This is a genomic window from Janthinobacterium paucivorans, from assembly GCF_051380805.1.
In the GTDB taxonomy this organism is placed as follows: Bacteria; Pseudomonadota; Gammaproteobacteria; order Burkholderiales; family Burkholderiaceae_D; genus Janthinobacterium; species Janthinobacterium lividum_D.
The window spans coordinates 336,835-359,440 of sequence record NZ_JBNYXR010000002.1 but is presented as its reverse complement, the minus strand read 5'-3'; the positions used below and the strand labels follow the sequence as shown (position 1 = coordinate 359,440).

Annotated in this window: 19 protein-coding genes, 1 tRNA gene and 1 pseudogene; 8 read left to right on the top strand and 13 right to left on the bottom strand. The window is 60.0% G+C overall.

The window, feature by feature from the left end:
• A pseudogene (locus tag ACQ4V8_RS04560) lies at positions 1–169 on the top strand (IS481 family transposase); the annotation flags it as partial.
• Here ACQ4V8_RS04560 and ACQ4V8_RS04555 read toward each other — a convergent pair.
• From ACQ4V8_RS04555 to ACQ4V8_RS04535, 5 genes are all read right to left on the bottom strand, one after another.
• On the bottom strand, positions 132–1,496 hold the full coding sequence (locus tag ACQ4V8_RS04555; protein ID WP_436570986.1) for a site-specific integrase: 1,365 nt from the start codon (positions 1,494–1,496) through the stop codon (positions 132–134). The pseudogene ACQ4V8_RS04560 and the gene ACQ4V8_RS04555 overlap by 38 nt on opposite strands.
• Positions 1,497–1,699: 203 nt before the next feature.
• A tRNA-Val gene (locus ACQ4V8_RS04550) sits at positions 1,700–1,774 on the bottom strand.
• Between the two features lie 81 nt (positions 1,775–1,855).
• The gene (gene dnaQ / locus ACQ4V8_RS04545; RefSeq protein WP_010398794.1) at positions 1,856–2,569 is read right to left on the bottom strand and encodes a DNA polymerase III subunit epsilon; all 714 of its coding nucleotides are present in this window, start codon (positions 2,567–2,569) and stop codon (positions 1,856–1,858) included.
• Positions 2,570–2,793: 224 nt separating this feature from the next.
• Positions 2,794–3,243, bottom strand: coding sequence for a ribonuclease HI (rnhA, locus tag ACQ4V8_RS04540; protein WP_010398796.1), 450 nt, complete (start codon positions 3,241–3,243; stop codon positions 2,794–2,796).
• Positions 3,236–4,012: a class I SAM-dependent methyltransferase gene (locus ACQ4V8_RS04535; protein WP_010398799.1), complete on the bottom strand. Its 777-nt coding sequence runs from the start codon at positions 4,010–4,012 to the stop codon at positions 3,236–3,238. The genes rnhA and ACQ4V8_RS04535 overlap by 8 nt, the downstream gene beginning before the upstream one ends.
• 19 nt (positions 4,013–4,031) lie before the next feature.
• Here ACQ4V8_RS04535 and gloB point away from each other — a divergent pair, with 19 nt between their 5' ends.
• On the top strand, positions 4,032–4,841 hold the full coding sequence (gene gloB / locus ACQ4V8_RS04530) for a hydroxyacylglutathione hydrolase (protein WP_436570985.1): 810 nt from the start codon (positions 4,032–4,034) through the stop codon (positions 4,839–4,841).
• Between the two features lie 80 nt (positions 4,842–4,921).
• On the opposite strand, the gene aceB is transcribed toward gloB, so the two are convergent.
• A complete protein-coding gene (aceB, locus tag ACQ4V8_RS04525) occupies positions 4,922–6,520 on the bottom strand; it encodes a malate synthase A (protein ID WP_010398803.1) in 1,599 nt (532 codons plus the stop codon).
• A gap of 216 nt (positions 6,521–6,736) precedes the next feature.
• Here aceB and ACQ4V8_RS04520 point away from each other — a divergent pair, with 216 nt between their 5' ends.
• Positions 6,737–7,648: a LysR family transcriptional regulator gene (locus ACQ4V8_RS04520; protein ID WP_436570984.1), complete on the top strand. Its 912-nt coding sequence runs from the start codon at positions 6,737–6,739 to the stop codon at positions 7,646–7,648.
• A 183-nt stretch (positions 7,649–7,831) separates the two neighbouring features.
• Here ACQ4V8_RS04520 and ACQ4V8_RS04515 read toward each other — a convergent pair whose 3' ends face one another.
• From ACQ4V8_RS04515 to ACQ4V8_RS04500, 4 genes are all read right to left on the bottom strand, one after another.
• Positions 7,832–8,035: a cold-shock protein gene (locus ACQ4V8_RS04515; protein ID WP_010398811.1), complete on the bottom strand. Its 204-nt coding sequence runs from the start codon at positions 8,033–8,035 to the stop codon at positions 7,832–7,834.
• 298 nt (positions 8,036–8,333) lie between these two features.
• Positions 8,334–8,696 carry an Hpt domain-containing protein gene (locus ACQ4V8_RS04510; RefSeq protein ID WP_029496462.1) on the bottom strand — a complete coding sequence of 121 codons (363 nt, stop codon included), beginning with the start codon at positions 8,694–8,696 and terminating at the stop codon, positions 8,334–8,336.
• A 21-nt stretch (positions 8,697–8,717) separates the two neighbouring features.
• A complete protein-coding gene (gene upp / locus ACQ4V8_RS04505) occupies positions 8,718–9,368 on the bottom strand; it encodes a uracil phosphoribosyltransferase (protein WP_010398816.1) in 651 nt (216 codons plus the stop codon).
• A gap of 146 nt (positions 9,369–9,514) precedes the next feature.
• Complete coding sequence (locus ACQ4V8_RS04500) at positions 9,515–11,197, bottom strand: isovaleryl-CoA dehydrogenase (protein WP_436570983.1); 1,683 nt, start codon at positions 11,195–11,197, stop codon at positions 9,515–9,517.
• 408 nt (positions 11,198–11,605) lie between these two features.
• Between ACQ4V8_RS04500 and ACQ4V8_RS04495 the strand changes: the two genes are divergently transcribed.
• Together ACQ4V8_RS04495 and ACQ4V8_RS04490 are read left to right on the top strand one after the other, a co-directional pair.
• A complete protein-coding gene (locus ACQ4V8_RS04495) occupies positions 11,606–13,345 on the top strand; it encodes a putative bifunctional diguanylate cyclase/phosphodiesterase (RefSeq protein ID WP_436570982.1) in 1,740 nt (579 codons plus the stop codon).
• Positions 13,342–14,835 (top strand): HDOD domain-containing protein, encoded by a 1,494-nt coding sequence (locus ACQ4V8_RS04490; RefSeq protein WP_436570981.1) that lies wholly within the window; start codon positions 13,342–13,344, stop codon positions 14,833–14,835. Before ACQ4V8_RS04495 ends, ACQ4V8_RS04490 begins: the two co-directional genes overlap by 4 nt.
• 208 nt (positions 14,836–15,043) lie before the next feature.
• Here ACQ4V8_RS04490 and aroC read toward each other — a convergent pair whose 3' ends face one another.
• Positions 15,044–16,138, bottom strand: a complete 1,095-nt coding sequence (aroC, locus tag ACQ4V8_RS04485) for a chorismate synthase (RefSeq protein ID WP_010398824.1) — start codon at positions 16,136–16,138, stop codon at positions 15,044–15,046.
• Between the two features lie 423 nt (positions 16,139–16,561).
• Here aroC and ACQ4V8_RS04480 point away from each other — a divergent pair, with 423 nt between their 5' ends.
• Complete coding sequence (locus tag ACQ4V8_RS04480; RefSeq protein WP_436570980.1) at positions 16,562–18,832, top strand: putative bifunctional diguanylate cyclase/phosphodiesterase; 2,271 nt, start codon at positions 16,562–16,564, stop codon at positions 18,830–18,832.
• A gap of 138 nt (positions 18,833–18,970) precedes the next feature.
• On the opposite strand, the gene ACQ4V8_RS04475 is transcribed toward ACQ4V8_RS04480, so the two are convergent.
• Both ACQ4V8_RS04475 and ACQ4V8_RS04470 read right to left on the bottom strand, forming a co-directional pair.
• On the bottom strand, positions 18,971–19,417 hold the full coding sequence (locus ACQ4V8_RS04475; RefSeq protein ID WP_010398828.1) for a CBS domain-containing protein: 447 nt from the start codon (positions 19,415–19,417) through the stop codon (positions 18,971–18,973).
• Positions 19,418–19,545: 128 nt separating this feature from the next.
• A complete protein-coding gene (locus tag ACQ4V8_RS04470) occupies positions 19,546–20,169 on the bottom strand; it encodes a 2OG-Fe(II) oxygenase (protein ID WP_436570979.1) in 624 nt (207 codons plus the stop codon).
• 282 nt (positions 20,170–20,451) lie between these two features.
• On the opposite strand from ACQ4V8_RS04470, the gene ACQ4V8_RS04465 reads away from it, so the two are divergent.
• Positions 20,452–21,762, top strand: a complete 1,311-nt coding sequence (locus tag ACQ4V8_RS04465) for an O-acetylhomoserine aminocarboxypropyltransferase (protein WP_436570978.1) — start codon at positions 20,452–20,454, stop codon at positions 21,760–21,762.
• 1 nt (position 21,763) lies between these two features.
• Entirely contained in the window at positions 21,764–22,579 is an 816-nt protein-coding gene (locus ACQ4V8_RS04460) for an alpha/beta fold hydrolase (RefSeq protein ID WP_010398833.1), read from the top strand.
• The last annotated feature ends 27 nt before the right edge of the window (positions 22,580–22,606 follow it).

Sequence of the window (22,606 nt, the reverse complement as noted above, 5' to 3'; positions counted from 1 at the left end):
GGCCGACCTGGAGAAGACCTTGCTCAACTATTTAAAGCTTTACAACCACCACATTCCACAACGGGCCATCGGTGCCAAAACACCCATCCAGGCGCTCAAAGAATGGCAGCAAAAGAAACCGGAGCTATTCGTTAAGCGCGTTTATGATCAAACGGGACTGGACAGTTAATAAACTCACTCTTCTTAACTACATAAGGCACGCTGATTGAGGTCATTAGCGCGCCGAGAAAGCGCTGCAAATCATGGTTTGTCAGCCCTTCTTCTCCGGCGCCATGTTCGCGTAACGCGCGGTCGTTTGCCCGTCCTTGTGCCCAACAACTGAACGCAGCTCCTCCTCCGTTTGAATGAAGCCAGCATCGATCATGTTGCCTTGCCGGATGCGCTCGATGGTCCGCTTCTGCAAATTCGCCACGCTGCGTGGCGCCAATCATGTCTGCAATGGCCACTGGCGACGAGGTGATGTCTTTGAGCACTCTGGAAATGAAGGAGCGACGAGTGTCATGCATGTGAATGCCATCAAGCTTCGCCCGCTCAAGCACTCGGCGGAATACAGTCTTGAAGCCCTCGATCTTGTAGTGAAAGACTCGCTCGTCCACTCGCGGAATAACCTTAAAGGCTGCCACGGCCTCCGGCAGCAAAATAACCAGGCGCTCCTCGTCCGCCTTCGTCTGATCCGCATCGAGATTGATGACTCGGCGCTCGACATCGATTTGCGACCATAGCAGGCCAAGTATTTCAGCTCTTCTCATGCCCGTGGATATGGCGACGGCAAAAATGAGCGGCATTTCCTTGTTCCGGCATTTGCGCAGCTCCGTAAGCAGCGCTTCCTCTTCGTCCGGCGAGATGATCCGTCGTCGGCGCCGCTCGCCGCCCTTCACCTTGGCCTTGTCTGCTTCTGCAAAGGGATTGTGCCCGTTGAGGCGCTTCCACGCTTTATTGTCCGTGAAGCGCAGCTTGTTGACGACGGCTTGCAGAGCATATATCTCGCGCTTGACCGTGCTCTTCGCCTTGCCCTGCCGCAATCTGACATCAATGTATTCGGTCGTCTCCTGCTCCGTCAGGTCGTCGATATAGAAATCTCCGATCTTTTGCTTGGCGAAGCCCTTGGCATGCTCCCTCAGGCCTGCAAGCGGCCCTGACGGGACGACAAAGCCGCTTTTGATGTAGGAGATCTCAATATTGCGGCAGCTTTCCAGGCGCGCCCTGGCGGCCTTTGCTGTTTGCTGGACCTTGTCTACGCCGCAATCTATCAATGGGGTCACGTAGGCGCGCAGATAGCTGTCGATGGCATGGCCAAGCGTGCAGCGCCCTTCCATGATGAATTCCGCGGCAAGGCGCTCGATCTCGGAAACCATCAGACTCGCGCGGTCTCGCCCTTGGGCGATCAGAAGCCGGCCTTGCGGCGTCTTGGTGTCGGCCAAAAATATCTTGGCGCGCTCGAGCTCGTCTTGCCCGAACGAGCGGTCGACAACGAAGTCGCCGCGCTCAACGCGCACTCTGTAACGTATGGATTTTGTTTTGTCGGCGTTTTTCCAGTCAATGACCCGGATGCCGCGAGGAATGGATTATGCCATGATTGGCTTTCGGCGTTGGTGGAATCGTTTGTCGAATTCCCCTATTTTTCACCATCAAGCCGGCATTTGCCGATGCCTTGAAACCTGCCGGCGAACGCCAAGACCTTGATTTCAAAGCTTAAATTTGGTGGGAAGTGCAAGTTTCGAACTTGCGACCCCTGCAGTGTGAATGCAGTGCTCTACCCCTGAGCTAACCTCCCGAAGCGAGGCGAATTATCGCATAGGTGTTGCGGCATCTGCAAGGGCTGGCAACAGGAAATTTAGTATGCGAGGCTTTTTTCTCAGCTTGCCACTGGTGGCGCCAGGACGGCGGTCCAGATGCATTGGCCTTTGGCGGCCTTGTCCAGGCCGGCGATGGTCGCTTCATGGGCGGCGAGTTCGTCGGCAGTGGCGCTCTGGAAGATGACTTCGGCGAGTGGCACGATTTCTAGTACGGCACCATCGGCAGCGACTTCCACTTCTTCCATGCTCAGGCTGTTTTGCCCGCGCGTCATGGCCAGGTAGACGTCGGCCAGTAATTCCGAGTCGAGCAGCGCGCCATGCAGTTTGCGGTGGGCGTTCGAGACGCCGTAGCGGTCGCACAGGGCATCGAGCGAGTTGCGCTTGCCTGGATGCATTTCCTTGGCCTGCACCAGGGTATCGATAACGCCATGCACCTGCTCATGCACGGGCGGCAGGTTCAGGCGCTTGAATTCCGCGTTGAGGAAGCCGATATCGAACGGGGCGTTGTGAATAATCAATTCGGCGCCGGCGATATACGCGCGCAATTGTTCCGCGATCTGCGCGAATTTTGGCTTATCGCTGAGAAATTCCGTCGTCAATCCGTGGACGGCGAGCGCGCCCTCTTCCGAATCACGCTCGGGATTGATGTAATGGTGAAAATTGTTCCCCGTCAACATACGGTTGTTCAGCTCAACCGCACCGATTTCCAGGATGCGGTCACCTGTGCGCGGATTGAGGCCGGTGGTTTCAGTATCGAGAACAATTTGACGCATGGCAGATTCAGTCGTAAAAGCAAAAAGCGAAGGGCACAGTATAGCAAAGCTGCGCCCTTCGCTTACAACTAGTTAGGCCCGGACGCCCGTCAAAAACGTCGTGAGCGGCAGCGATTTGCGGCCAAGAAGCGCAACCGTGCTCACTCTAGCGTCGCTGCGCTGGTGAGCAGCGCCGGCCGGCAATGCGCGAGGCAGGAAGCGCAGCCGGCTGAGCTTGCGGGCGCTTATGCGCGCACGGTTTCCACGCCCAGGTTGGCCAGTGCATCGGCCCGCTCGTTGCCAGGATGACCATTGTGGCCACGCACCCAGCGCCATTCCACTTCATGAACGGCCTGGGCCGTATCGAGGGCTTGCCACAGGTCGACGTTCTTGACGGGAGCCTTGGCCGCCGTTTTCCAGCCACGCGCCTTCCAGCCGTGTATCCATTCACTGATACCCTTCTGGACATATTGGCTATCGGTATAAATCACCACTTGGCAGGGACGTTTGAGTGCCGTCAAGGCTTCGATCACGGCCTGCAATTCCATGCGGTTATTCGTCGTGTTCAGTTCCCCGCCATAAATTTCTTTCTTGGCACCGTCGGCCACCATCAGTGCGCCCCAGCCGCCTGTGCCGGGATTTCCCTTGCATGCGCCATCGGCGTAAATTTCTACCTTGTCTTCAAACTTAGCCATCTTGCTGTTCCCGCCTTTTATTCGTGACCGGTGCGCCTGCGGGCGCCGTCGCCGGTTTCTTGGTCCACGCCGGACCGATCAAACGCATCCCTTTGACACGCTTGATCGCCTGCACTATATACACTGCACCCAGATATGGCCACCAACGCGTACCCGCCTTGTCCATGAAGGCGTTGCGGCGCAGCCATTTTTCTGTCCTGCAGGCAGGTACGTAGCAGCCAAAATAGCTTTGACTGACGCCCATGTTGAGCAATTTTAACCAGTCTTTCATGCGCGCCATAGAGATCAGCTCGCCCGCCTGCGGCAGGTAATGGCGTCCCGTGAACCTCGCCAAGCCCTGCCGCACGCCCCACAGGCTGGCCGGATTGAAGCCGCAAACGATCACGCGCCCCTCCGGTATCAGCACGCGCTCGACTTCGCGCAAGACCTGGTGTGGCTCGGCGGCAAATTCGAGTACGTGCGGCAAGATCACCAGGTCCAGACTTTGCGATTCAAACGGCAGTTCATCGAAGGCCGATACCAAGGTCAGGCGCCGCTCCTGCGGCGAGCGTGACGGCAGGCGCGAATCGAGCAGCCATTTGTTCGGCATGCGGCTGGCGGCCAGCGCGTCGAGCTGGGGCAAGCCGATCTGCACCGCGTTGTAACCGAAGATGTCGACGCTTAGGCTGTCGAGGCATTGCTGCTCCCAGGCGCGCACATACAGGCCGGCCGGCGTCTGCAGCCAGCCATCAAGCGCTATAATGGATTTTTCGGATGCCGCACTGTCCATTCAGTTTTCTCTCTTGCTCATGACACACTCCCCTGAACACGCTTTATCGGTACTTGCCGTGCCTGCCTTTGCCGACAACTACCTTTGGCTGATCCACGACGGCCGCCACGCCGCCGTGGTCGACCCTGGCGATGCGATGGCCATCCTCGATGTGCTGCAAGCCCATCGGCTGACCTTGTCCGCTATTTTACTCACACACCACCACGCCGACCACACCGGTGGCGTACCTGAATTGTTGCAGCATTTCGCCGTGCCCGTCTTTGGCCCGCGCCATGAGGCTATCACAGCCATCACACAGCCGCTTGCCGAAGGCGATGTCGCCTATGTGGCCGCACTGGGATTGCAGATGACGGTCATCGACGTACCCGGCCATACCAAGGGACATATCGCTTACGTGCGCCAGCGCGACGAGCGCAACGGCTCGCCGTGGTTGTTTTCCGGCGATACCCTGTTCGCCGGTGGCTGCGGCCGCCTGTTCGAAGGCACGCCGGGTCAAATGGCAGACTCGCTGGGCAAACTGGCCGCCCTGCCCGACGACACCGAGGTATTTTGCGCGCATGAGTACACCTTGTCCAATCTGCGCTTCGCTAACGCCGTCGAGCCGGGCAACCTGGCCTTGCAGGAACGCATCGCTATCGACACGGAAAAGCGCCAGCAAGGCTTATCGACCGTGCCGTCGACGATTGCGATGGAAAAAGCCACGAATCCCTTCCTGCGCTACCGCGAGCCGGCGATTTTGACCAGCCTGAAGGTAGAAGGCAAGCTGGCTGCCGACGCCTCGCCCGTGGAAGCGTTTGCGGCGCTGCGTATGTGGAAAAACAACTTTTAAGCTTCTGTTTCTAAAAAGAAAAATCCCGGCGATGCCATCAGGCATCGCCGGGATTTTTTTATCGATTTACTTGATCAGGATCAGATTTCTTCGTACAGCGGCAAAGTCAGGAATTCGGCGAACGATTCCGATGTCGACATTTCCTCGAAAATCTGGCCGGCACGCACATAAGTCGGGCCGTCGCCGCCGGGCGCATCGCGCTGTACCTTGGCCAGCTCTTCAGGAATCATGGCGCGCACCATCTCGGCCGTCACCTTGCGGCCATCTTCCAGCACACCCTTGCTCGATCGAATCCACTGCCACACTTGCGAGCGGCTGATCTCGGCCGTGGCCGCATCTTCCATCAGGTTGTGGATAGGCACGCAACCGTTGCCGGCCAGCCAGCTGCCCAGGTAGTGGATGCCCACGTTGATGTTGTAGCGCAAACCCGCTTCCGTGATCGGCGCTTCGGGCTGGAAGTTCAGCAAATCCGACGCCTTGACGTCGATGTCGGGACGCTGCTTGTCGATCTGGTTCGGCTTGTCACCGAGCACTTTCGTGAACTCGCCCATGGCCAGTTCCACCAGACCCGGATGGGCAACCCAGCCGCCGTCGTAGCCGTCGGTGGCGTCGCGCGCCTTGTCGTTGCGCACGCCGCCCATGGCGATGTCATTTTTTTCCGGATCGTTCTTGATCGGGATCAATGCCGCCATGCCACCGATCGCTGGTGCGCCGCGTTTGTGGCAAGTTTTCAGCAGCAGCAAGGCATAAGCGCGCATGAAGGGCGCCGTCATCGTCACTTTCGCGCGGTCGGCCAGGCAGAAATCCTTGTCGAGCTTGAATTTCTTGATGCAAGAGAAGATGTAATCCCAGCGGCCCGCGTTCAGGCCCGAGCTGTGTTCTTTCAGTTCGTACAGGATTTCATCCATTTCGAAGGCTGCCAGGATGGTTTCAATCAGCACGGTCGCCTTGATCGTGCCTTGTGGCAAGCCCAGTTCGTTTTGCGTCATGACGAAGATATCGTTCCACAGGCGCGCTTCCAGGTGCGATTCCATCTTCGGCAGATAAAAGTAGGGACCGGCGCCGCGTGCCAGTTGCTCCTTGGCGTTGTGGAACATGAACAGGGCAAAGTCGAAAATGCCGCCGGAAATGCGCTTGCCGTCGACCAGCACATGCTTTTCATCGAGGTGCCAGCCGCGCGGGCGCACCACGAGGGTGGCGATCTTGTCATTCAACTTGTATGACTTGCCATTTTGCTCCAGCGAAATGGTCTTGCGCACGGCGTCGAACATATTGATTTGGCCCGTCAACTGGTTATCCCAGTTCGGCGTGTTCGAATCCTCGAAGTCCGTCATATAGCTGTCGGCGCCGGAATTAAATGCGTTGATGACCATCTTGCGCTCGACGGGGCCGGTAATTTCCACGCGGCGGCATTCGAGCGCCTGTGGAATCGGCGCAATCTTCCAGTCACCGTCGCGAATATGCGCGGTTTCTGGCAGGAAATCAGGACGTTCACCCGCGTCGAGACGCTTGGCGCGCTCCACGCGCAGGGCCAGCAATTGCTGGCGGCGCGGCTCGAATTGACGCGTCAGCTTGGCCACCAGCGCCAGCGCTGCCGGGGTCAGTATCTGTTCGTAGCCGGGCTTGATTTCACCCGATATGTGCATGCCCTCTGGAAGTGCGATGGTGTTCTGCGTCATGAAGTTCTCCGGTTTTTAATCAATATAAGAAAAAGTAATCTGGCGATCCAAGTATAAGCGGAACGATTGCGCTGGCAAGCCGGACAAAGGTGCGAAAACACTCTGCCGGGCGGCACGTTTGTTCTATAGTATTGCACTATAAGGCATGGAAACGAGATTAAAAATCACTTCATCTATGCGTTTTTATCACAAGTGATGGCATAGCAGGAGCACGGCATGGGACAGTTCAGACAAATATCAACGTTCGTGGAAGTGGTGGCCAAGGGCAGCCTGTCGGCAGCCGCGCGCGCAGAAGGCATCGCCCCGGCCATGATAGGTCGGCGCCTCGATGCGCTGGAGCAGCGCCTGGGCGTGAAACTGCTGCAGCGCACGACGCGCAAACTGGCCTTGACGAATGAAGGCGCTGCCTTCCTCGAAGATTGCCAGCGCATACTCGGTGAGCTGGAAGAAGCGGAGGCGGCCGTGGCCGAGCGCAGCGTGAAGGCCAGCGGCCATTTGCTTATTTCCGCGCCGGCCGGCTTCGGGCGCCAGCACGTGGCGCCGTTGATTCCCTCGTTTGTGGCCGAGCACCGTGACGTGACGGTGTCGCTGAACTTGAACGACCGCCTGGTCGACCTGATTGGCGAAGGCATCGACGTGGCCATCCGCATCGCCAGCCTGTCCGATTCCTCGCTCGTCAGCACCAAGTTGGCCGATAACCAACGCGTGCTGGTCGGCTCGCCCGCCTACCTGAAACGGGTCGGCACGCCGCGCATCCCGGCCGATCTGGCCAAACACAACTGCCTGGCGATCAGCAGCGAAGGCAGCCAGCGGGGCTGGACCTTCCGCGAAAACGGCAAGAATGTGATTTTGAAGGTGGCGGGCAATATGGTCTGCAACGATGGCGAAGTGCTGCACGACTGGGCCCTGGCCGGCAAGGGCCTGGCCTGGCGGTCAATGTGGGAAGTGGGCGCGGAAATCGCCTCCGGCCAGTTGGTGACGGTGCTGGACCAGTTTGCCGCCCCGGGCAACGATATTTACGCCGTGTTCGCCCAGCGCCGCCATTTGCCGCTGCGCATCCGGGCCTTCGTGGATTTTTTAAGGCATTCGTATTCGCAAGCCGATTACTGGCGCGAACGCACTAACTGAGGACACCGGAGGGGCCAAGCACAGCGACTGACTCAGCGGAGGTCGGCTTAGACGGTGACGCAAAGTACGTCGAAAAGAACGCGTGGCCCTTAAAACACAGGTGAAATCCATGCCTCACAGAAATTTAGGCGAAAAAAAATCCTCGGAGACCGAGGATTTCTTTATTTCGTTTGATCCAGCGTATTAGATTGGCTGAATGTTCGAAGCTTGCTTGCCTTTAGGGCCAGCGGTCACTTCAAAAGAAACGCGTTGGTTCTCTTGCAGGGACTTGAAGCCGTTCGACTGGATAGCCGAGAAGTGAGCGAACAGATCTTCGCCGCCTTCGTCAGGGGTAATAAAGCCGAAACCCTTCGAATCATTGAACCATTTTACGATGCCAGTTGCCATTACAATTTCCTATTTCAGTTAAGTTGGGCTTGCGCCCGTTATATCGTTTGAAGCAAGAAAGAAATGACAGACAAACTGCACAACTACCTCGAATCCAACGATGCCCAATTATACCAACAAAACTGGGGAAAACCATTCTTTCGCAAAATAAACTTGCGAACACTACTTTAATAGTCAAATCCCCGTCTTGCTGCACCCTGTACCAGCGGTCTGGAGACACTATATCCTAATCTGCAACGTCGATGCCTTGCGTTGCATCAAATGAATCATTGCAACCACATCTTTATGGCGCTGTCATTCATGCACTGAAATGCGTCGCGCCCGCATCGAGCGCCGCCCAATGCAGCAGTGTCTCTACTTGACCCCGCACGGCCGGCCATTCTACCACTGCCTGCGCGGGGGCATTGAGCATGGCACGCACCTGTTGCTCGATACGCCGGCACTCCTGGCCCAGCGCGGCAAAGCCGAAGGTCGCGGCCGAGCCGGCCACCGTGTGCAGCGCGCCATGCAGCGACGTCAATGGCTCAAGACGTGGGCCTTCGCTATCGCAGCGGCCGCTTGCCTGCTTGATCGCCTGCATCAGTGCAGGCACGCGGGTCGCATATTTTTCATTCAGGGCGCGCATGCGCGCGCGAAAATCCGGGTCGATCAAGGTTGCCATCGCCATACTCGCCTGAAAGGCTTACTTGGTACCGAAGATGCGGTCGCCGGCGTCGCCCAGGCCCGGCACGATGTAAGCATGGTCATCCAGGTGCGAATCGAGCGAGGCGCAGAACATCTTGACGTTCGGATGCGCGTTCTGGAACACCGTCACGCCTTCCGGTGCGGCCACCAGCGCCAGGAAGATGATCTGCTCGTCCGTCACGCCCCGCTTCTTCAGCACATCGACGGCGTAGACGGCCGAATTGCCGGTCGCCACCATCGGGTCGCACAGGATGAAGGTGCGCTCGTTCAAATCAGGCAGGCGCACCAAGTATTCCACCGGCATATGGGTGGCCGGGTCGCGGTACACGCCGATGTGGCCGACGCGGGCCGATGGCACCAGGTTCAGCAAGCCGTCGCTCATGCCGATGCCGGCGCGCAAGATAGGGACGATGGCCAGTTTCTTGCCTGCAATGACAGGCGCGTCGATCGTGACCAACGGGGTCTTGATTTCACGCGTGGTCAGCGGCAGGTCGCGCGTGATTTCATAACCCATCAGCAGCGTGATTTCCTTGAGCAATTCGCGAAACGTGCGCGTCGACGTGTCGTGCTCGCGCATGTGGCTCAGCTTGTGCTGAATCAAAGGGTGATCGGTAATGAACAAATTCGGGAAGCGTGGATCTTGTTTCATATTGTTTTTCTTTCTCTACTCTCTGACGCTGCGGCAAGCCTGGGCCGCAGGCGTACTGTGTGTCGATAAAATGATGGATGGGTGCATTATCCCAGCCCATAGCCCGCCTGTGGCCGGAATTTTTGAATTAATCAGATTTATTGAGCTCAACACTCGCGCAGTGCGCGCGCCAGGATGGCCGCACAATCGGCGCCCGCCGGCAAGCGGCCATACGCCCCGCCCGGCGCCTGCACCAGTCGCGACTGCAGGAACACCTGCGAGATAAAGGGCGGCGCGTGGCGCAGCAGCAATCCCGCCTGCACGGCCAGCACGATGCGCTCGGATAATCGCCTGGCGCCAAATTCATCCATCTGCGCCCCTTCCAGGTCGGCCAGCAAGCGCCTGCGGTACTCAGTGAAGGCAGCGTCGCCGTCGCCGGCCAGCGCCAGCTCGCCCGCCAGGGCGTCGCGCGCGGCCGGCGACTTGCCGAAGGCGCGCAAGACGTCCAGGCACATGACGTTGCCCGAACCTTCCCAGATCGAGTTCACGGGCAGCTCGCGATACAAGCGCGCCAGCGGCGCATCTTCCACATAACCGGTGCCGCCCAGCACCTCCATCGCCTCAAAGCCGAAAGCGGGACCGCGCTTGCATATCCAGTACTTGCCAGCCGGCGTGAGCACGCGTGCCAGCATCGCTTGCTGTGGATCGTCTTTTTCATCGAAACAACGAGCCAGGCGCAGCGCAAAGGCCGTGGCCGCTTCCGATTCCAGCGCCAGGTCGACCAGCACGTTTTGCATCAAGGGCTGCTCGACTAGCGGCTTGCCGAACACGGCCCGCTGGCGCGCGTGATGCAATGCCTGGCTCAAGGCGGCGCGCATGATGCCCGTGCTGCCCAATATGCAGTCGAGGCGCGTGTGGCTGACCATGTCCAGGATGGTGGCAATGCCCCGCCCCGGCTGCCCTAGCAGCCAGCCATAGGCATTGGCGAACTCGACTTCCGCCGAGGCATTCGAGCGGTTACCCAGCTTATCCTTCAAGCGCTGCACGCGGATGGCATTACGGCTGCCATCGGGCAGGTAGCGGGGCAGGAAAAAGCACGACAAGCCGCCCTCCAGCGCCTGTGCCAGGATTAAATGGGCGTCGCATTGTGGCGCCGAAAAAAACCATTTGTGGCCGACGATGCGCCAGGCACCGCTGGCCTCGTCGCCGAACAGGGCTTGCGCCTCGACCGGCGGCACCGGCACGGCGCGCGTGGTGTTGCTGCGCACGTCCGAGCCGCCCTGCTTTTCCGTCATGCCCATGCCGACCAGGGCGCCGCGTTTGTGCTCCACGGGCAGGGAGCGAGGATCATATTGGCGCGACAGGATCTTCGGCAGCCAGCGCGCGGCGATATGCGGCAGATCAAGCGCCTGGCGCAAGGCCGGCACCGAGGCATAGGTCATCGTTACGGGACACTGCGTGCCGTTTTCCACCTGCCCTATTAATATGTAGGCCGCCGCGCGCGCCACCTGGGCGCCAGGGCCAGGCGAAGTCCATGGTGACGCGTGCGCACCGGCTCCCACAAGGATGGCCATCAGCGCATGCCAGGCCGGATGAAATTGCACTTCGTCGTTGCGGCGCCCGGCCCGATCGAATTGCTGCAGCTCGGGCACATGGATATTGGCCAGGCGCGCCAGCGCATACGTCTCGGCGCAGCCCAGCTTCGCGCCCAACGCATCGAGCTCCTGCAGCGCCGCGCCACCGCCCTCGCGCCGCAGCGCCTCGATCAAGGCGGGATCGCAGGCGAACAGATTGACGTTTTCAAACGGCGTGGCCTGGTTGAAAACTTCATGCGTGTCAAAGGCATTCATGGAGGCCTTGCGTGATTTGTTATCATGGCGCCCTTGCTATCCCTGGCGCAGCGTCAACACCTTCAACTACCAGACTAGCGCAAAGCGCATGGCAAGGCAAGCGCGCGCCAGGAAGCAAGCGCAGCAGCATATTTCCCCAGGAAAAGAAAAAATCTGCGCGTATCGCGCACGATGATTTTTTTTCATGGAAGGCAAGAATATTTGCAAAACCTGAAGCAATGTTGCTCTATTTCATGTAACCAAATGTTTTTCAATGATACATTTCGTGTAGATCGCGTTCCGATAGTTACTCTCGGCCGAAGATGGCGCGCGTAGCGCACGATGCACTTTTCCGTTGGCGCCCCTGCACTGCTGGGGCGCTGGCAGTGACAACAGATAAAAGATAACAAAAAGGTAAAAGCCAGCACGATGTTTTCCAGCACCCCATCCGCCGCCCACCGCGAGGCACGCCACGAGTTGGACAACCTCATGGAAGAGGCCGGCGACCTCGTGTTCCGGCTCGATACGGACGGCCTGATCCTGTTCGCCAGCAAGCGCGCGCACACCCTGTTCAGCGCGCCATCGGGCCTGTGCGGCCATTTGCTGCTGCCGCTGGCCGCCGAAGCGTCGCGCGCCGCGCTGCAGGCTGCACTGCAAGATTGCCTGGAAGAACCGGGGCGCCTGGAAGTGCGCCTGCAAACGCCGGACCAGAAAATCTGGTTCGAGCTGCGCCTGTCTTCTTATATGAATGCAGACGGCATCGCCGAATTGCTGGTGGTCGGGCGCGACACATCGGCCCAGCACAACACGGAGGAACGCCTGCGCCACATGGCTACGCACGATGCGCTGACGGGACTGCCGAACCGCCTGCTGCTGTCGGACCGCATCCGCATGGTCATCGCCCAGGCGGCGCGTTCCGGGCAGAGCTTTTACGTGGCCACCATCGGCCTCGATGGGTTTAAAAAAGTCAACGATGGCCTCGGCCATCCCGTCGGCGACGCCGTGCTGCGCCTGGCCGCCATGCGCCTGCGCAAGACGCTGCGCGACAGCGACACGCTGGCGCGCGTGGGTGGCGATGAATTCGTTGCCGTACTGCCAGGCAGCGCCACCGATGCGCAGATCAAGCTGGTGACGGGGCGCCTGCTGGCAACCCTGCAAGCGCCTTTCGAAGTCGATGGTCACACCATCTACGTGGGGGCATCCGTGGGCGTCTCGATCTATCCACTGCACGCCGACGATGAAGTGCGCCTGGTGGCACTGGCTGATGCGGCCATGTCGCGCGCCAAGGAGACGGGAAAGGCCCGCTGCCTGGTCTACAGCCCGCGCCTGAACGGTCCGTCGGAACATGACATCTCGCTGGAAGCGGCCATGTTCAACGCCGTGCGAGAAGGCGAGTTTTTGCTCTTTTATCAGCCCATCGTCGACGCGCACACGCGGCAAATCCAAGGTTTCGAAACACTGATGCGCTGGAAGCACCCTACCCTGGGCCTGGTACCGCCGGTGCGCTTCATCCCGATTGCCGAAGCCAATGGCCTGATCAACCTGCTGGGCGCCTGGGCGCTGAAGTCGGCCTGCGTGCAGCTCAAGCAGTTCCAGGACGTGGCCAAGCGGCCGCTCTACATCTCGGTCAACATCAGCCCGCGCCAGTTCCGCAACGACAAATTCCTCGACGTGCTCGATGACGCCATCGCCTTTTCAGGCCTCTCGGGCGAACACCTGGTGCTGGAAATCACGGAAGGCACGCTGATGACCGACCCCGTGCATGCGGAAACCATCCTCGTCAAGATGACGGAGCGCCGCGCGCGCATCGCCATCGACGATTTCGGCACCGGCTATTCCTCGCTCGCATATTTAAAGCGCTTCCCCATTTCCGTACTGAAGATCGACCGTACCTTCATCAAGGACTTGCCCGGATCGAGCAAGGATGCGGCCATCTGCAACACCATTCTCGACCTGGCCAAGCATTTGACTTTGTCCGTGGTGGCCGAAGGCGTGGAAACGGAGGAGCAGATGCACTTCATGGCGTCGCGCGGCTGCCAGTATGTGCAAGGCTATTTGACAGGCAAACCGATGCCGCCCCATGCTGCGCTATCAGCCTTGAGCGAAAGAACCTATGCGACGCTGGTGCCCACGCCGCATGCCCATGAACAGCGCGGAGGGGGGCAATGAATCCATGTCATTTCTCGGTGCCGACACAGCTCGGCAAAAACACCCTGGACCTGCTGTGGGCGCGCACGCGCCAACAGGGCGACATGCCCGGCTTCGCGAAAGCCATCAGCGCCATCCTCGGCGCCATGCGCGGCGAGGATGACAATGAATTCGACATCACGCAAACGGTGTTGTCCGATCCTGTCCTCACGAACAAGGTGCTGCGACTGGCCAATAGCGGCATGTATTCAGCTTTCGGCCAGCGAGTCAACACGATCTCAAAGGCCGTGCTGGTGCTGGGTATCGATGCCATCGGCCATCTGGCGCTGGGCTTGAAACTGATCGAGGAACTATCGCAGGCCTCACCCGACTCCGTCAGCGCCCACGTGGAAATGGAAAAGGCCGTGCTGGCCGGAATGGTGGCGCAGCAGGTAGCCACCAGCGCCGGCAACGTGCAGGCGGAGCAAGCCGTCGTCTGCGCCATGCTGCACACTCTTGGCCGCATGATGGTGACGTTCTACATGACCGATTTCTGGACGCGCATGCAGGCGCATGCGGGTGCCGGCAATGAGGCGGCGGCGCGCGAAATTCTCGGCATATCGCTGCCGGAAGTGGGCTATGCCACGGCTGCCCACTGGGGCTTGCCGCAGCACCTGATCAACGGCATGCACCCGATGGAGCCGTCGCTCGACAACGCCCCCCTCAACGGCACGGACTGGATGGCGGGCCTGTCGACCATGGCAGCGCGCTGCGCCGACTCGCTGTGGCATGACGATGCGGCCGGCGCGGCACGGGTGCATTCCCTGATCGACGACTATGCCGATACGCTGGGCATGACCTCGACGGACCTGGCGGTGGCCGTGGACAAGGCCAAGACAATGGCCGCGGCCGACCTGTCGATCGCGCCCTTGTCGAAACCGGCCGAACGGCGCGCGCGCCAGCTGGCCTCGACGCGCATGCGCGCCGAGGGCAATCGCATCCTGATCGGCGGCCTGGCCGACTTGCGCAGCGCCATCGGCAGCGCCAACCCGGGCCAGATGGTCTCGATGGCGCTCGAAACGCTACACCAGGGCTTTGATTTTTCGCGCTCGGTGGCTTTTGTGCGCAACCACCGCGATCATTTGTACTCGGCGCGCATCAGCATGGGCGAAGGCATGGCCGATCTGCAAGACCTGATGGTGTTTGGCGACGCCTATGAGCCGAACGTGTTCCACGCGGCCCTCAATAGCGACCGCGTGATTTTCATCGACAATGCGCGCGACCCGAAATTTGCCGCCAAGCTGCCGCAATGGTGGAAAGCCACGCTGTCGGAGGCGCGCAGCTTTATCGTACTGCCTCTGTCGGCCAACGGCCACCCCACAGGCTTCTTGTACGGCGACTGGGACGACAGCTTCCCGCCGATCCAGCTGAACCAGACGGAATTTAGCCTGATCAACGAGATACGGGCGTTATTGGTGCAGTCGGTGGAGATGCGCCACCAGCTGGAGCTGGTGGCAAATAAGGTTGCATGAGAACACCTGACCAAACCTACTGCGCGTCGGTATAGGCGGCCTGCGATGCTCACCGTACCTTCGTACGGTTGCGCTTCTCAGCCACCTATCCCTTCCGCTCGCTACGGTTTTGTCAGGTGTCGCAAGCGTCGTTGTTAAACGAGAAGATGACCATCATGGGTCGTAGGTCGGATTAGGGCCGCAGGCCCGTAATCCGACGACCTTCAGCTTACTTCAACTTCGGCGTATTCACCGAGACATCACCGCACTGCGCGCGGTGCATCAGGGCATGGTCGATCAGTACCAGCGCCAACATGGCTTCGGCGATCGGCGTGGCGCGGATGCCCACGCAAGGATCGTGGCGGCCGAACGTTTCCACCATCACGGCATTGCCCTCTTTATCGATCGAACGGCGCGGCGTGCGGATCGACGACGTCGGCTTGATGGCGATCGAGACACTGATATCCTGCCCCGTCGAGATGCCACCGAGTACGCCACCGGCGTTATTGCCGATAAAACCTTGCGATGTCAGTTCGTCGCCGTGCTCGGAGCCCTTCTGCGCGACCGAGTCAAAACCGGCGCCGATTTCCACGCCCTTGACGGCATTGATGCCCATCATGGCATAGGCGATGTCGGCATCGAGCTTATCGTAGATGGGCTGGCCCAGGCCGACCGGCACGTTTTGCGCCATCACATCAATACGCGCGCCGATGGAATCGCCATCACGGCGCAATTGGTCCATGGCCGCTTCCATGCGCCCGATCAGGTCGGCATCGCCGCTGGCGGCAAAGAAGGGGTTCGCATGCACGTGTTCCCAAGACTGGAACGGCACGGCAATGTCGCCCAGTTGGCTCATGCAGCCCTTGAAGGTGGTGCCGTACTGCTGCAGCAGCCATTTCTTGGCGATCGCCGCCGCCCCCACGACGGGCGCCGTCAGGCGCGCCGAGGAACGCCCGCCGCCGCGCGGGTCGCGCACGCCGTATTTATGCCAATACGTGTAGTCGGCGTGGCCGGGGCGGAAGCTTTCCGCGATGTTGCCGTAGTCCTTGCTGCGCTGGTCTTCATTGCGGATCAGCAGCGCAATCGGCGTACCCGTGGTCACGCCTTGATACACACCAGAGAGAATTTCCACCGTGTCCGATTCCTGGCGCTGCGTCACGTGGCGCGAGGTGCCCGGCTTGCGGCGGTCCAGCTCGGGCTGGATATCGGCTTCCGACAGGACCAATCCCGGAGGACAGCCGTCGATCACGCAGCCGATAGCCGGGCCATGCGATTCGCCGAAAGTGGTAACAGTAAACAGTTTGCCAAAAGAATTGCCGGACATAATAGGAAGTGTGAAAGACTGTAAAACCCAATTCTACCAGCCTGCGGGGCAGGCCATGCCGCCAATGCAGCCGCAAAGCGCGATATTGCGCCGTGCGCATCGCCATTTTCATATCTCGGGGAGTTTTTGATGGAAAAAACATCAAATAGGCGTTGCAAGAGTGCAATGCAAGAAAAATTGCACTCAACAGCAGACTTAAAAAAGCATTTTGCTTATTAAATAGCTATATACTTAGGTGTTAGCGCGCCCACAATATCCGATGCCAAGCCGGAACTGTGCTGCGCCGAGAGCATGTCACAAAATGCCCAGGGCCAGGCGTCGTTGCCGAAGACAGTACGCATGTACGGCAAGGCAGCCCAACAACGCCATGGGCTTTTTTGACGCGCTCGTAAAAAATATCGAGTCATCTTGGAGAAGCTATACATGCCCGCACCGATCATCCCCCTTGACGCCAACAAGGACGATCACGACGACCTGGTATTCCTCAATGAGCCACCAGCGGCGCCGCTGGCCGTCGCTCCGCGCAGCGTGTGGCGAGTGATGATCATCGACGACGATGAAGACGTCCACTCCACCACCACTTTCGCCCTAGGCAATCTGGAAATGCAGCACCGCCCGCTCGAATTCATACACGCGTATTCGGCCGGCCAGGCGCGCGAACTGCTCGAGCATGAATGCGATATTGCCGTCATTCTGCTCGACGTGGTAATGGAACAGGACGATGCGGGCCTGCATCTGGTGCGCTACATCCGCGAAACCTTGAAGATGACGGATGTACGCATCATCCTGCGCACGGGCCAGCCCGGCTATGCGCCGGAAATTGACGCCATCCGCGATTTCGACATCAACGACTACAAGACCAAGTCCGAGCTGACGCGCATCAAGCTGTTTACCACGGTAACGGCAGCCATCCGCTCCTACGAGCAGATACGTTCGATCAGCAACAGCCGGCGCGGCCTGAGCCGCATCGTCCACGCCAGCACTGAGCTGATGGCGCTGCACGGCGTGCAAAACTTCTCGGCTGGCGTGCTGGCGCAGATCGCCGACCTGCTGGGTATCGACGCCGATGGCGTGCTGTGTTTGCATGATTTGCATGATTTGCAAGACGACAGCGCCAGGGAGCTGCTCGTGTCGGCCTGCACGGGCAGCTTTGCGAGCCTGCCGCACAGCGCCCTGTGCCGCCTGCAAAACCCGCGCGTGACGGCAGCCATCGAGCACTCACTGACACAGCGGCGCAATGTCTACGCGCACGACTATGCCAGCTTGTACTTCGCAGGCAAGACCAGCCGCGACGCCGCCGCTTACCTGGTCCTGCCACGCCCCCTCACCGCCATCGATGAAAGCTTGCTGGAAGTGTTTTGCAGCAATGTCGCCGTGGGCCTGGACAATGTCGAGCTGGTATCGCATCTGCACAATGCCGCCTTCTACGACCAATTGTCGAAGCTGCCCAACCGCACGCGCCTGGTGGAAATTCTTGAGGCCACCATGGCCAGCCCCGCGCGCGGCGACGCCACCGTGGCGCTGGTCGACCTCGACCACTTTGCCGAGACCAACGACGCGCTGGGTCACCAGTTCGGCGACACCTTGCTAGTCGCCGTGGCGGGCCGCCTGCAAACCCAGCTGGGGCCGCATCTGACGGTGGCGCGCCTGGGCGGCGACATCTTTTGCGTGCTGGGCGACTCGTCGCAAGTCAATCCGGCCAATATCCTGGCACTGTTCCAGGCTCCCTTCTATATCGATGGCCAGGGCGTGCAGCTGTCGGCCACCTTGGGCCTGGTCCGGCTGGGCGAACATGTGGGCACCAGCGCCGATGCGCTCAAGGATGCCGATATCGCCCTGAAACGGGCCAAGAGCCAGCAGCGTGCCGGGCACTTCTATTTCTCGCGCAGCATGGGCATCGAAATCCGCGAGAGAGTACGCATGATGCATGCGCTGCGCACGGCCTTCAGCCAGAACGAGCTGTTTGTCGTCTACCAGCCGCAGATCGACCTGACCACGCGCCGCCCCGTGGGCGCCGAAGCGCTGCTGCGCTGGCAGACACCGGATGGCAAGTTCATCTCGCCCGACCGTTTCATCCCGATTGCCGAATACTCGGGCATCATCATCGACCTCGGTGAATGGGTGCTGCGCACGGCTTGCCGCGAACTGGTATTGCTGCGCGAGCAAGGCCACCGCAACTTCGTCATGTCCGTCAACGTGTCGCAAGTGCAGTTCCGCCACCCGCTGTTTTTGGAAATGCTGCGCGCCGCGCTGAACGATACGCAGGCGCCCCCCGAGTTCATCGAACTGGAAATCACGGAATCGATGGCCATGGAAGAGCCGGACCTGCTGATCAAGATGTTGTGGCAGATCAAACAGACGGGCGTGAGCATCGCCATCGATGACTTCGGCACCGGCTTTTCCTCGCTATCGTACCTGCAGCGCCTGAAAATCGACCGCCTGAAGATCGACCGCGCGTTTGTGACAGAAATCACGGGCTCGGCGCGCGGCAGCAGCATCGCCGAAATGGTCATCCAATTGGGGCGCAACCTGGGCCTGGGCGTGATCGCCGAAGGCGTGGAAGATGAACGGCAAGCACAAATTTTGCAGGCCTTGGGCTGTCCCATGGCGCAGGGCTTTTTGTTTGCCCGCCCGATGACGGCCAGGGCCCTGGAAGCCTGGCTGAACAACGAGGCGCTGCAGGGAGCGGCCTAGTGCCATGAGCTCGGAAATGCACAACGCCGGCAGTGCCGGCGTTGTTTTTACTGTGCTCAAATCGTCTTTAACACTTAACAACCCGTCGCAAGCGGAAAAACTTGTGACCAGAAGCGCAGCAACCTTTATCAGGTGTGCTTAATCGGTCGTTTCGGCCGGCCAATCGCGAATATATGCCTTGAGCATCTGGTTTTCAAAACTTTGCGCTTCAAGCACGGCGCGCGCTACGTCGTAGAAGGAGATGACGCCCAGCAAGGTCTTGGCATTCATGACGGGTAGATAGCGCGCATGTTTTTCCAGCATGATGCGGCGCACTTCATTGACTTCCGTGTCGGGCGTGACCGTGATCGGATGGTCATCCATGTGCTTGCGTACGGTGCCGCCGCCGATCTGGCCCGCGTTTTCATGCAAGGCGTTCAACACTTCGCGGAACGTCAGCATGCCGACCAGATCGCCAAACTCCATGACCACCAGCGAACCGATGTCTTTTTCAGCCATGGTATTGGCCGCGTCTAGCAGGGGCTGGTCAGGCGTGACCGTGTAGAGAATATTGCCCTTGACTTGGAGAATTTCAGATACTTTCATATTGGCCGTCCTGTCCGCGTGATTGGTATTTTGATTATGCTAGCCCTGAGTGCGACTGTAGCCTATGCCTGCGGAAAAATCCAGCCTTGCGCGCAAACAAATCGAAGGCGATTGCGCGCAACTTTTCCTCATGCCCTACGGCGTAACCAGCCGGCGATCGAAAGACGTTGGCGCGCCGTCGGCAATACCTCGTGCAGCATCTCACCCGACAAAAACATGGCCATGCGTCCCACGACCGGGGCGATATCGACGTGGCCGCCATCCTGCGGGTGCAGGCGCAATGCGCCGCCGTGTTCGGGTAGCCAGTCGTCATTCAGATACAGTACAACCGACACGGTGCGCTTGTCGTCGTCGCGAAAACGGTCCAGATGGGCCCGGTAAAAGGCGCCCGGCGCATAGACGGCGAAATGGCTTTCATACTCTTCGAGCCCCAGGAACAGCTCGCCATTGAGACTTTGGCGCAGCGCTTCCATGTGCTTCAGATAGCTATCGCAAGCCGTCGAACGACCCGCTTCCAGCCATGCGATATGGTCGCCGCGTATGTCCGGCTGCAATAGCGGCGCATGACCGCTGCCCAGGCCTGCGCTTTTCATCTTGCCGCTGAGCATGGATTGCTCGCATTCGACGGCCAGTTGGCGACTAAGTTCAGCGGGGATGAATTGCTCCTGCACGTACCAGCCTGCGCGACACAAGCCGTCGGCGATAGATGGTCCGGGCACGGCAAGGGCGCCGTCGAACGAGATTGCGGGCATAAATTCTTTCCTGGTGGACATACATGAGAGTGCGCCTGAAGCCCAGGATTTCGTTCGCTTGCAACTGCTTGCCCGCGGTGCGGCGCACGCGCAAAGGTCGAACAGCCCGAATATCACTGACACGGCATCGTACCACCGCCACGCGCAGCCGTTCACTTTTTTTCAACTTCAAGTACGCTGCGCGACGCGCCAGCACGGCACCATGCGCCCTGCACGCGCGCCCTTTTACTCAGCTGCAAATCAGGTTACGATCTTGCCACTATAAAACTTGGCGGAGACACCATGAGCGGCCCGAAATACCCCGGTTTCGACACTTTAACCCTGCATGCGGGCGCGGCGCCCGACCCGGCCACGGGCGCGCGCGCCACGCCCATCCATTTCACGTCCGCGTTTGCCTTCAAGAGCTCGGAGCACGCGGCCTCGCTGTTCAACATGGAACGGGCCGGCCACGTATACTCGCGCCTGTCGAATCCCACCAACGCCGTGCTCGAGGAGCGCATCGCCGCGTTGGAGGATGGCGTGGCCGGCATCGCCACGGCCAGCGGCCAGGCCGCCATGCACCTGGGCTTGAGCACCATCGCCGGTGCGGGGTCGCACATCGTCGCCTCGCGCGCCCTCTACGGCGGCTCGCACAACCTGCTGGCCTACACCCTGAAACGCTTCGGCATCGAGACGACCTTTGTCGACCCGCGCGACGTCGATGCCTGGCGCGCCGCCATCCGTCCAAATACGAAAGTGCTGTTTGGCGAAACTCTGGGCAATCCCGGCCTCGAGGTGCTCGATATCGCGACCATTGCCGCCCTGGCGCACGAACACCAGTTGCCGCTGATGCTAGATTCGACGTTGACCACGCCCTACCTGCTGCGTCCCTTCGAGCATGGCGCCGACCTGGTATTGCACTCGGCCACCAAGTTTTTGTGCGGCCACGGCACGGCCATCGGCGGCTTGCTGGTCGATGGCGGCACCTTCGATTGGCAAGCGGCGTACGACAAGACAGGCCGCTTTGCCGAGCTGTGCGAACCATATGACGGTTTTCATGGCATGGTCTTCGCCGAAGAATCCACGGTGGCGCCGTTCGCCCTGCGCGCGCGGCGCGAGGGCTTGCGCGATTTCGGCGCCGTCATGAGCCCGCACAATGCCTTCGCCATCTTGCAGGGCATTGAAACGCTGGGCCTGCGCATGGACCGCCACGTGGCCAACACACGCAAGGTGATCGACTTCCTGCTGGCCAATCCGGCAGTGGAATCCGTATCCTATCCCGAACTGCCGTCCCACCCCGACTACGCACTGGCGAAAAGCCTGCTGCCGAAAGGCGCGGGCGGTGTCTTCACCTTCCGCCTGCGCGGCGACCGCGCGGCCGGCCAGCGCTTTGTCGACAGCCTGAAGATCTTCTCGCACCTGGCCAACGTGGGCGACGCCAAGTCGCTCGTCATCCACCCCGCCTCCACCACGCATTTCCGCGTACCCGACGATCAACTGGCACAGGCGGGCATCACGCAGGGCACCATGCGCCTGTCTGTGGGCCTGGAAGACGCGGACGATTTGATCGAAGACCTGGCCCGCGGCCTGAAACTGTCGCAGAAAGGTGCCTGAGATGTTATTTACCATCGAAAACAGCACGCTCTACTGCTATACCGGCGGCAAAGCGTTTGACCCGAATCAGCCGACTGCCGTCTTCATTCACGGCGCGCAGAACGACCATTGCGTGTGGGCCCTGCAAACGCGCTATTTCGCCCACCACGGCTGGAACGTGCTGGCCGTGGATTTACCCGGGCATGGCCGCAGCCAGGGCGCGGCGAAAAGCAGCATAGAGGAGCTGGCGCGCTCGATACTGGCCGTGCTCGACGCTGCCGGCGCGCCAAAGGCCATGCTCATCGGTCACAGCATGGGCTCCCTGATCGCGCTGGAAGCGGCATTCCTTGCACCTGCAAGTGTCAGCCATCTGGCCATGCTCGGTTCCACCTACCCGATGAAAGTGTCTCCCGCGCTGCTGGCAACGGCGCTGCAGGACGAACAAGCTGCCATCGACATGGTCAATATCTGGTCACATTCGTCGATCGCGCAAAAGCCGTCGTTTCCCGGCCCCGGCTTCTATGCCATGGGCGGCGCGCGGCGCTTGAAACAGCGCATCGCCGCCCGCAACCCCGAGCACGTGTTGCATACAGATTTTTTTGCCTGCAATGCCTACGCGAACGGCGAAATCGCCGCCGCTTCGGTACACTGCCCGACCTTATTCATTGTAGGCGCGCGCGACATGATGACGCCGCCCAAATCGACCCGGCTGCTGACAGCGGCAATCGCGCATGGCACGCTGGTGCAAGTCGACAGCGGACATGAATTGATGGCCGAGCAGCCTGATGCCGTGCTCGACGCGCTGTTTGCGTTTGCGCAAACAGCAGCAGCGCAATGAACATGGACCAAACGGACTTTTTTTAGG

Bases quoted from the DNA above. Each gene is read 5' to 3' on its own strand.
- aroC (WP_010398824.1), bottom strand. From the start codon at position 16,138: ATGTCCGGCAATTCTTTTGGCAAACTGTTTACTGTTACCACTTTCGGC.
- dnaQ (WP_010398794.1), bottom strand. From the start codon at position 2,569: ATGCGTCAAATTGTTCTCGATACTGAAACCACCGGCCTCAATCCGCGC.
- ACQ4V8_RS04510 (WP_029496462.1), bottom strand. From the start codon at position 8,696: ATGGCAACCTTGATCGACCCGGATTTTCGCGCGCGCATGCGCGCCCTG.
- ACQ4V8_RS04535 (WP_010398799.1), bottom strand. From the start codon at position 4,012: ATGGACAGTGCGGCATCCGAAAAATCCATTATAGCGCTTGATGGCTGG.
- ACQ4V8_RS04490 (WP_436570981.1), top strand. From the start codon at position 13,342: ATGAATCCATGTCATTTCTCGGTGCCGACACAGCTCGGCAAAAACACC.
- rnhA (WP_010398796.1), bottom strand. From the start codon at position 3,243: ATGGCTAAGTTTGAAGACAAGGTAGAAATTTACGCCGATGGCGCATGC.
- gloB (WP_436570985.1), top strand. From the start codon at position 4,032: ATGACACACTCCCCTGAACACGCTTTATCGGTACTTGCCGTGCCTGCC.
- ACQ4V8_RS04480 (WP_436570980.1), top strand. From the start codon at position 16,562: ATGCCCGCACCGATCATCCCCCTTGACGCCAACAAGGACGATCACGAC.
- ACQ4V8_RS04475 (WP_010398828.1), bottom strand. From the start codon at position 19,417: ATGAAAGTATCTGAAATTCTCCAAGTCAAGGGCAATATTCTCTACACG.
- ACQ4V8_RS04500 (WP_436570983.1), bottom strand. From the start codon at position 11,197: ATGAATGCCTTTGACACGCATGAAGTTTTCAACCAGGCCACGCCGTTT.
- ACQ4V8_RS04515 (WP_010398811.1), bottom strand. From the start codon at position 8,035: ATGGCAACTGGCATCGTAAAATGGTTCAATGATTCGAAGGGTTTCGGC.
- ACQ4V8_RS04470 (WP_436570979.1), bottom strand. From the start codon at position 20,169: ATGCCCGCAATCTCGTTCGACGGCGCCCTTGCCGTGCCCGGACCATCT.
- ACQ4V8_RS04495 (WP_436570982.1), top strand. From the start codon at position 11,606: ATGTTTTCCAGCACCCCATCCGCCGCCCACCGCGAGGCACGCCACGAG.
- ACQ4V8_RS04520 (WP_436570984.1), top strand. From the start codon at position 6,737: ATGGGACAGTTCAGACAAATATCAACGTTCGTGGAAGTGGTGGCCAAG.
- ACQ4V8_RS04465 (WP_436570978.1), top strand. From the start codon at position 20,452: ATGAGCGGCCCGAAATACCCCGGTTTCGACACTTTAACCCTGCATGCG.
- aceB (WP_010398803.1), bottom strand. From the start codon at position 6,520: ATGACGCAGAACACCATCGCACTTCCAGAGGGCATGCACATATCGGGT.
- ACQ4V8_RS04460 (WP_010398833.1), top strand. From the start codon at position 21,764: ATGTTATTTACCATCGAAAACAGCACGCTCTACTGCTATACCGGCGGC.
- upp (WP_010398816.1), bottom strand. From the start codon at position 9,368: ATGAAACAAGATCCACGCTTCCCGAATTTGTTCATTACCGATCACCCT.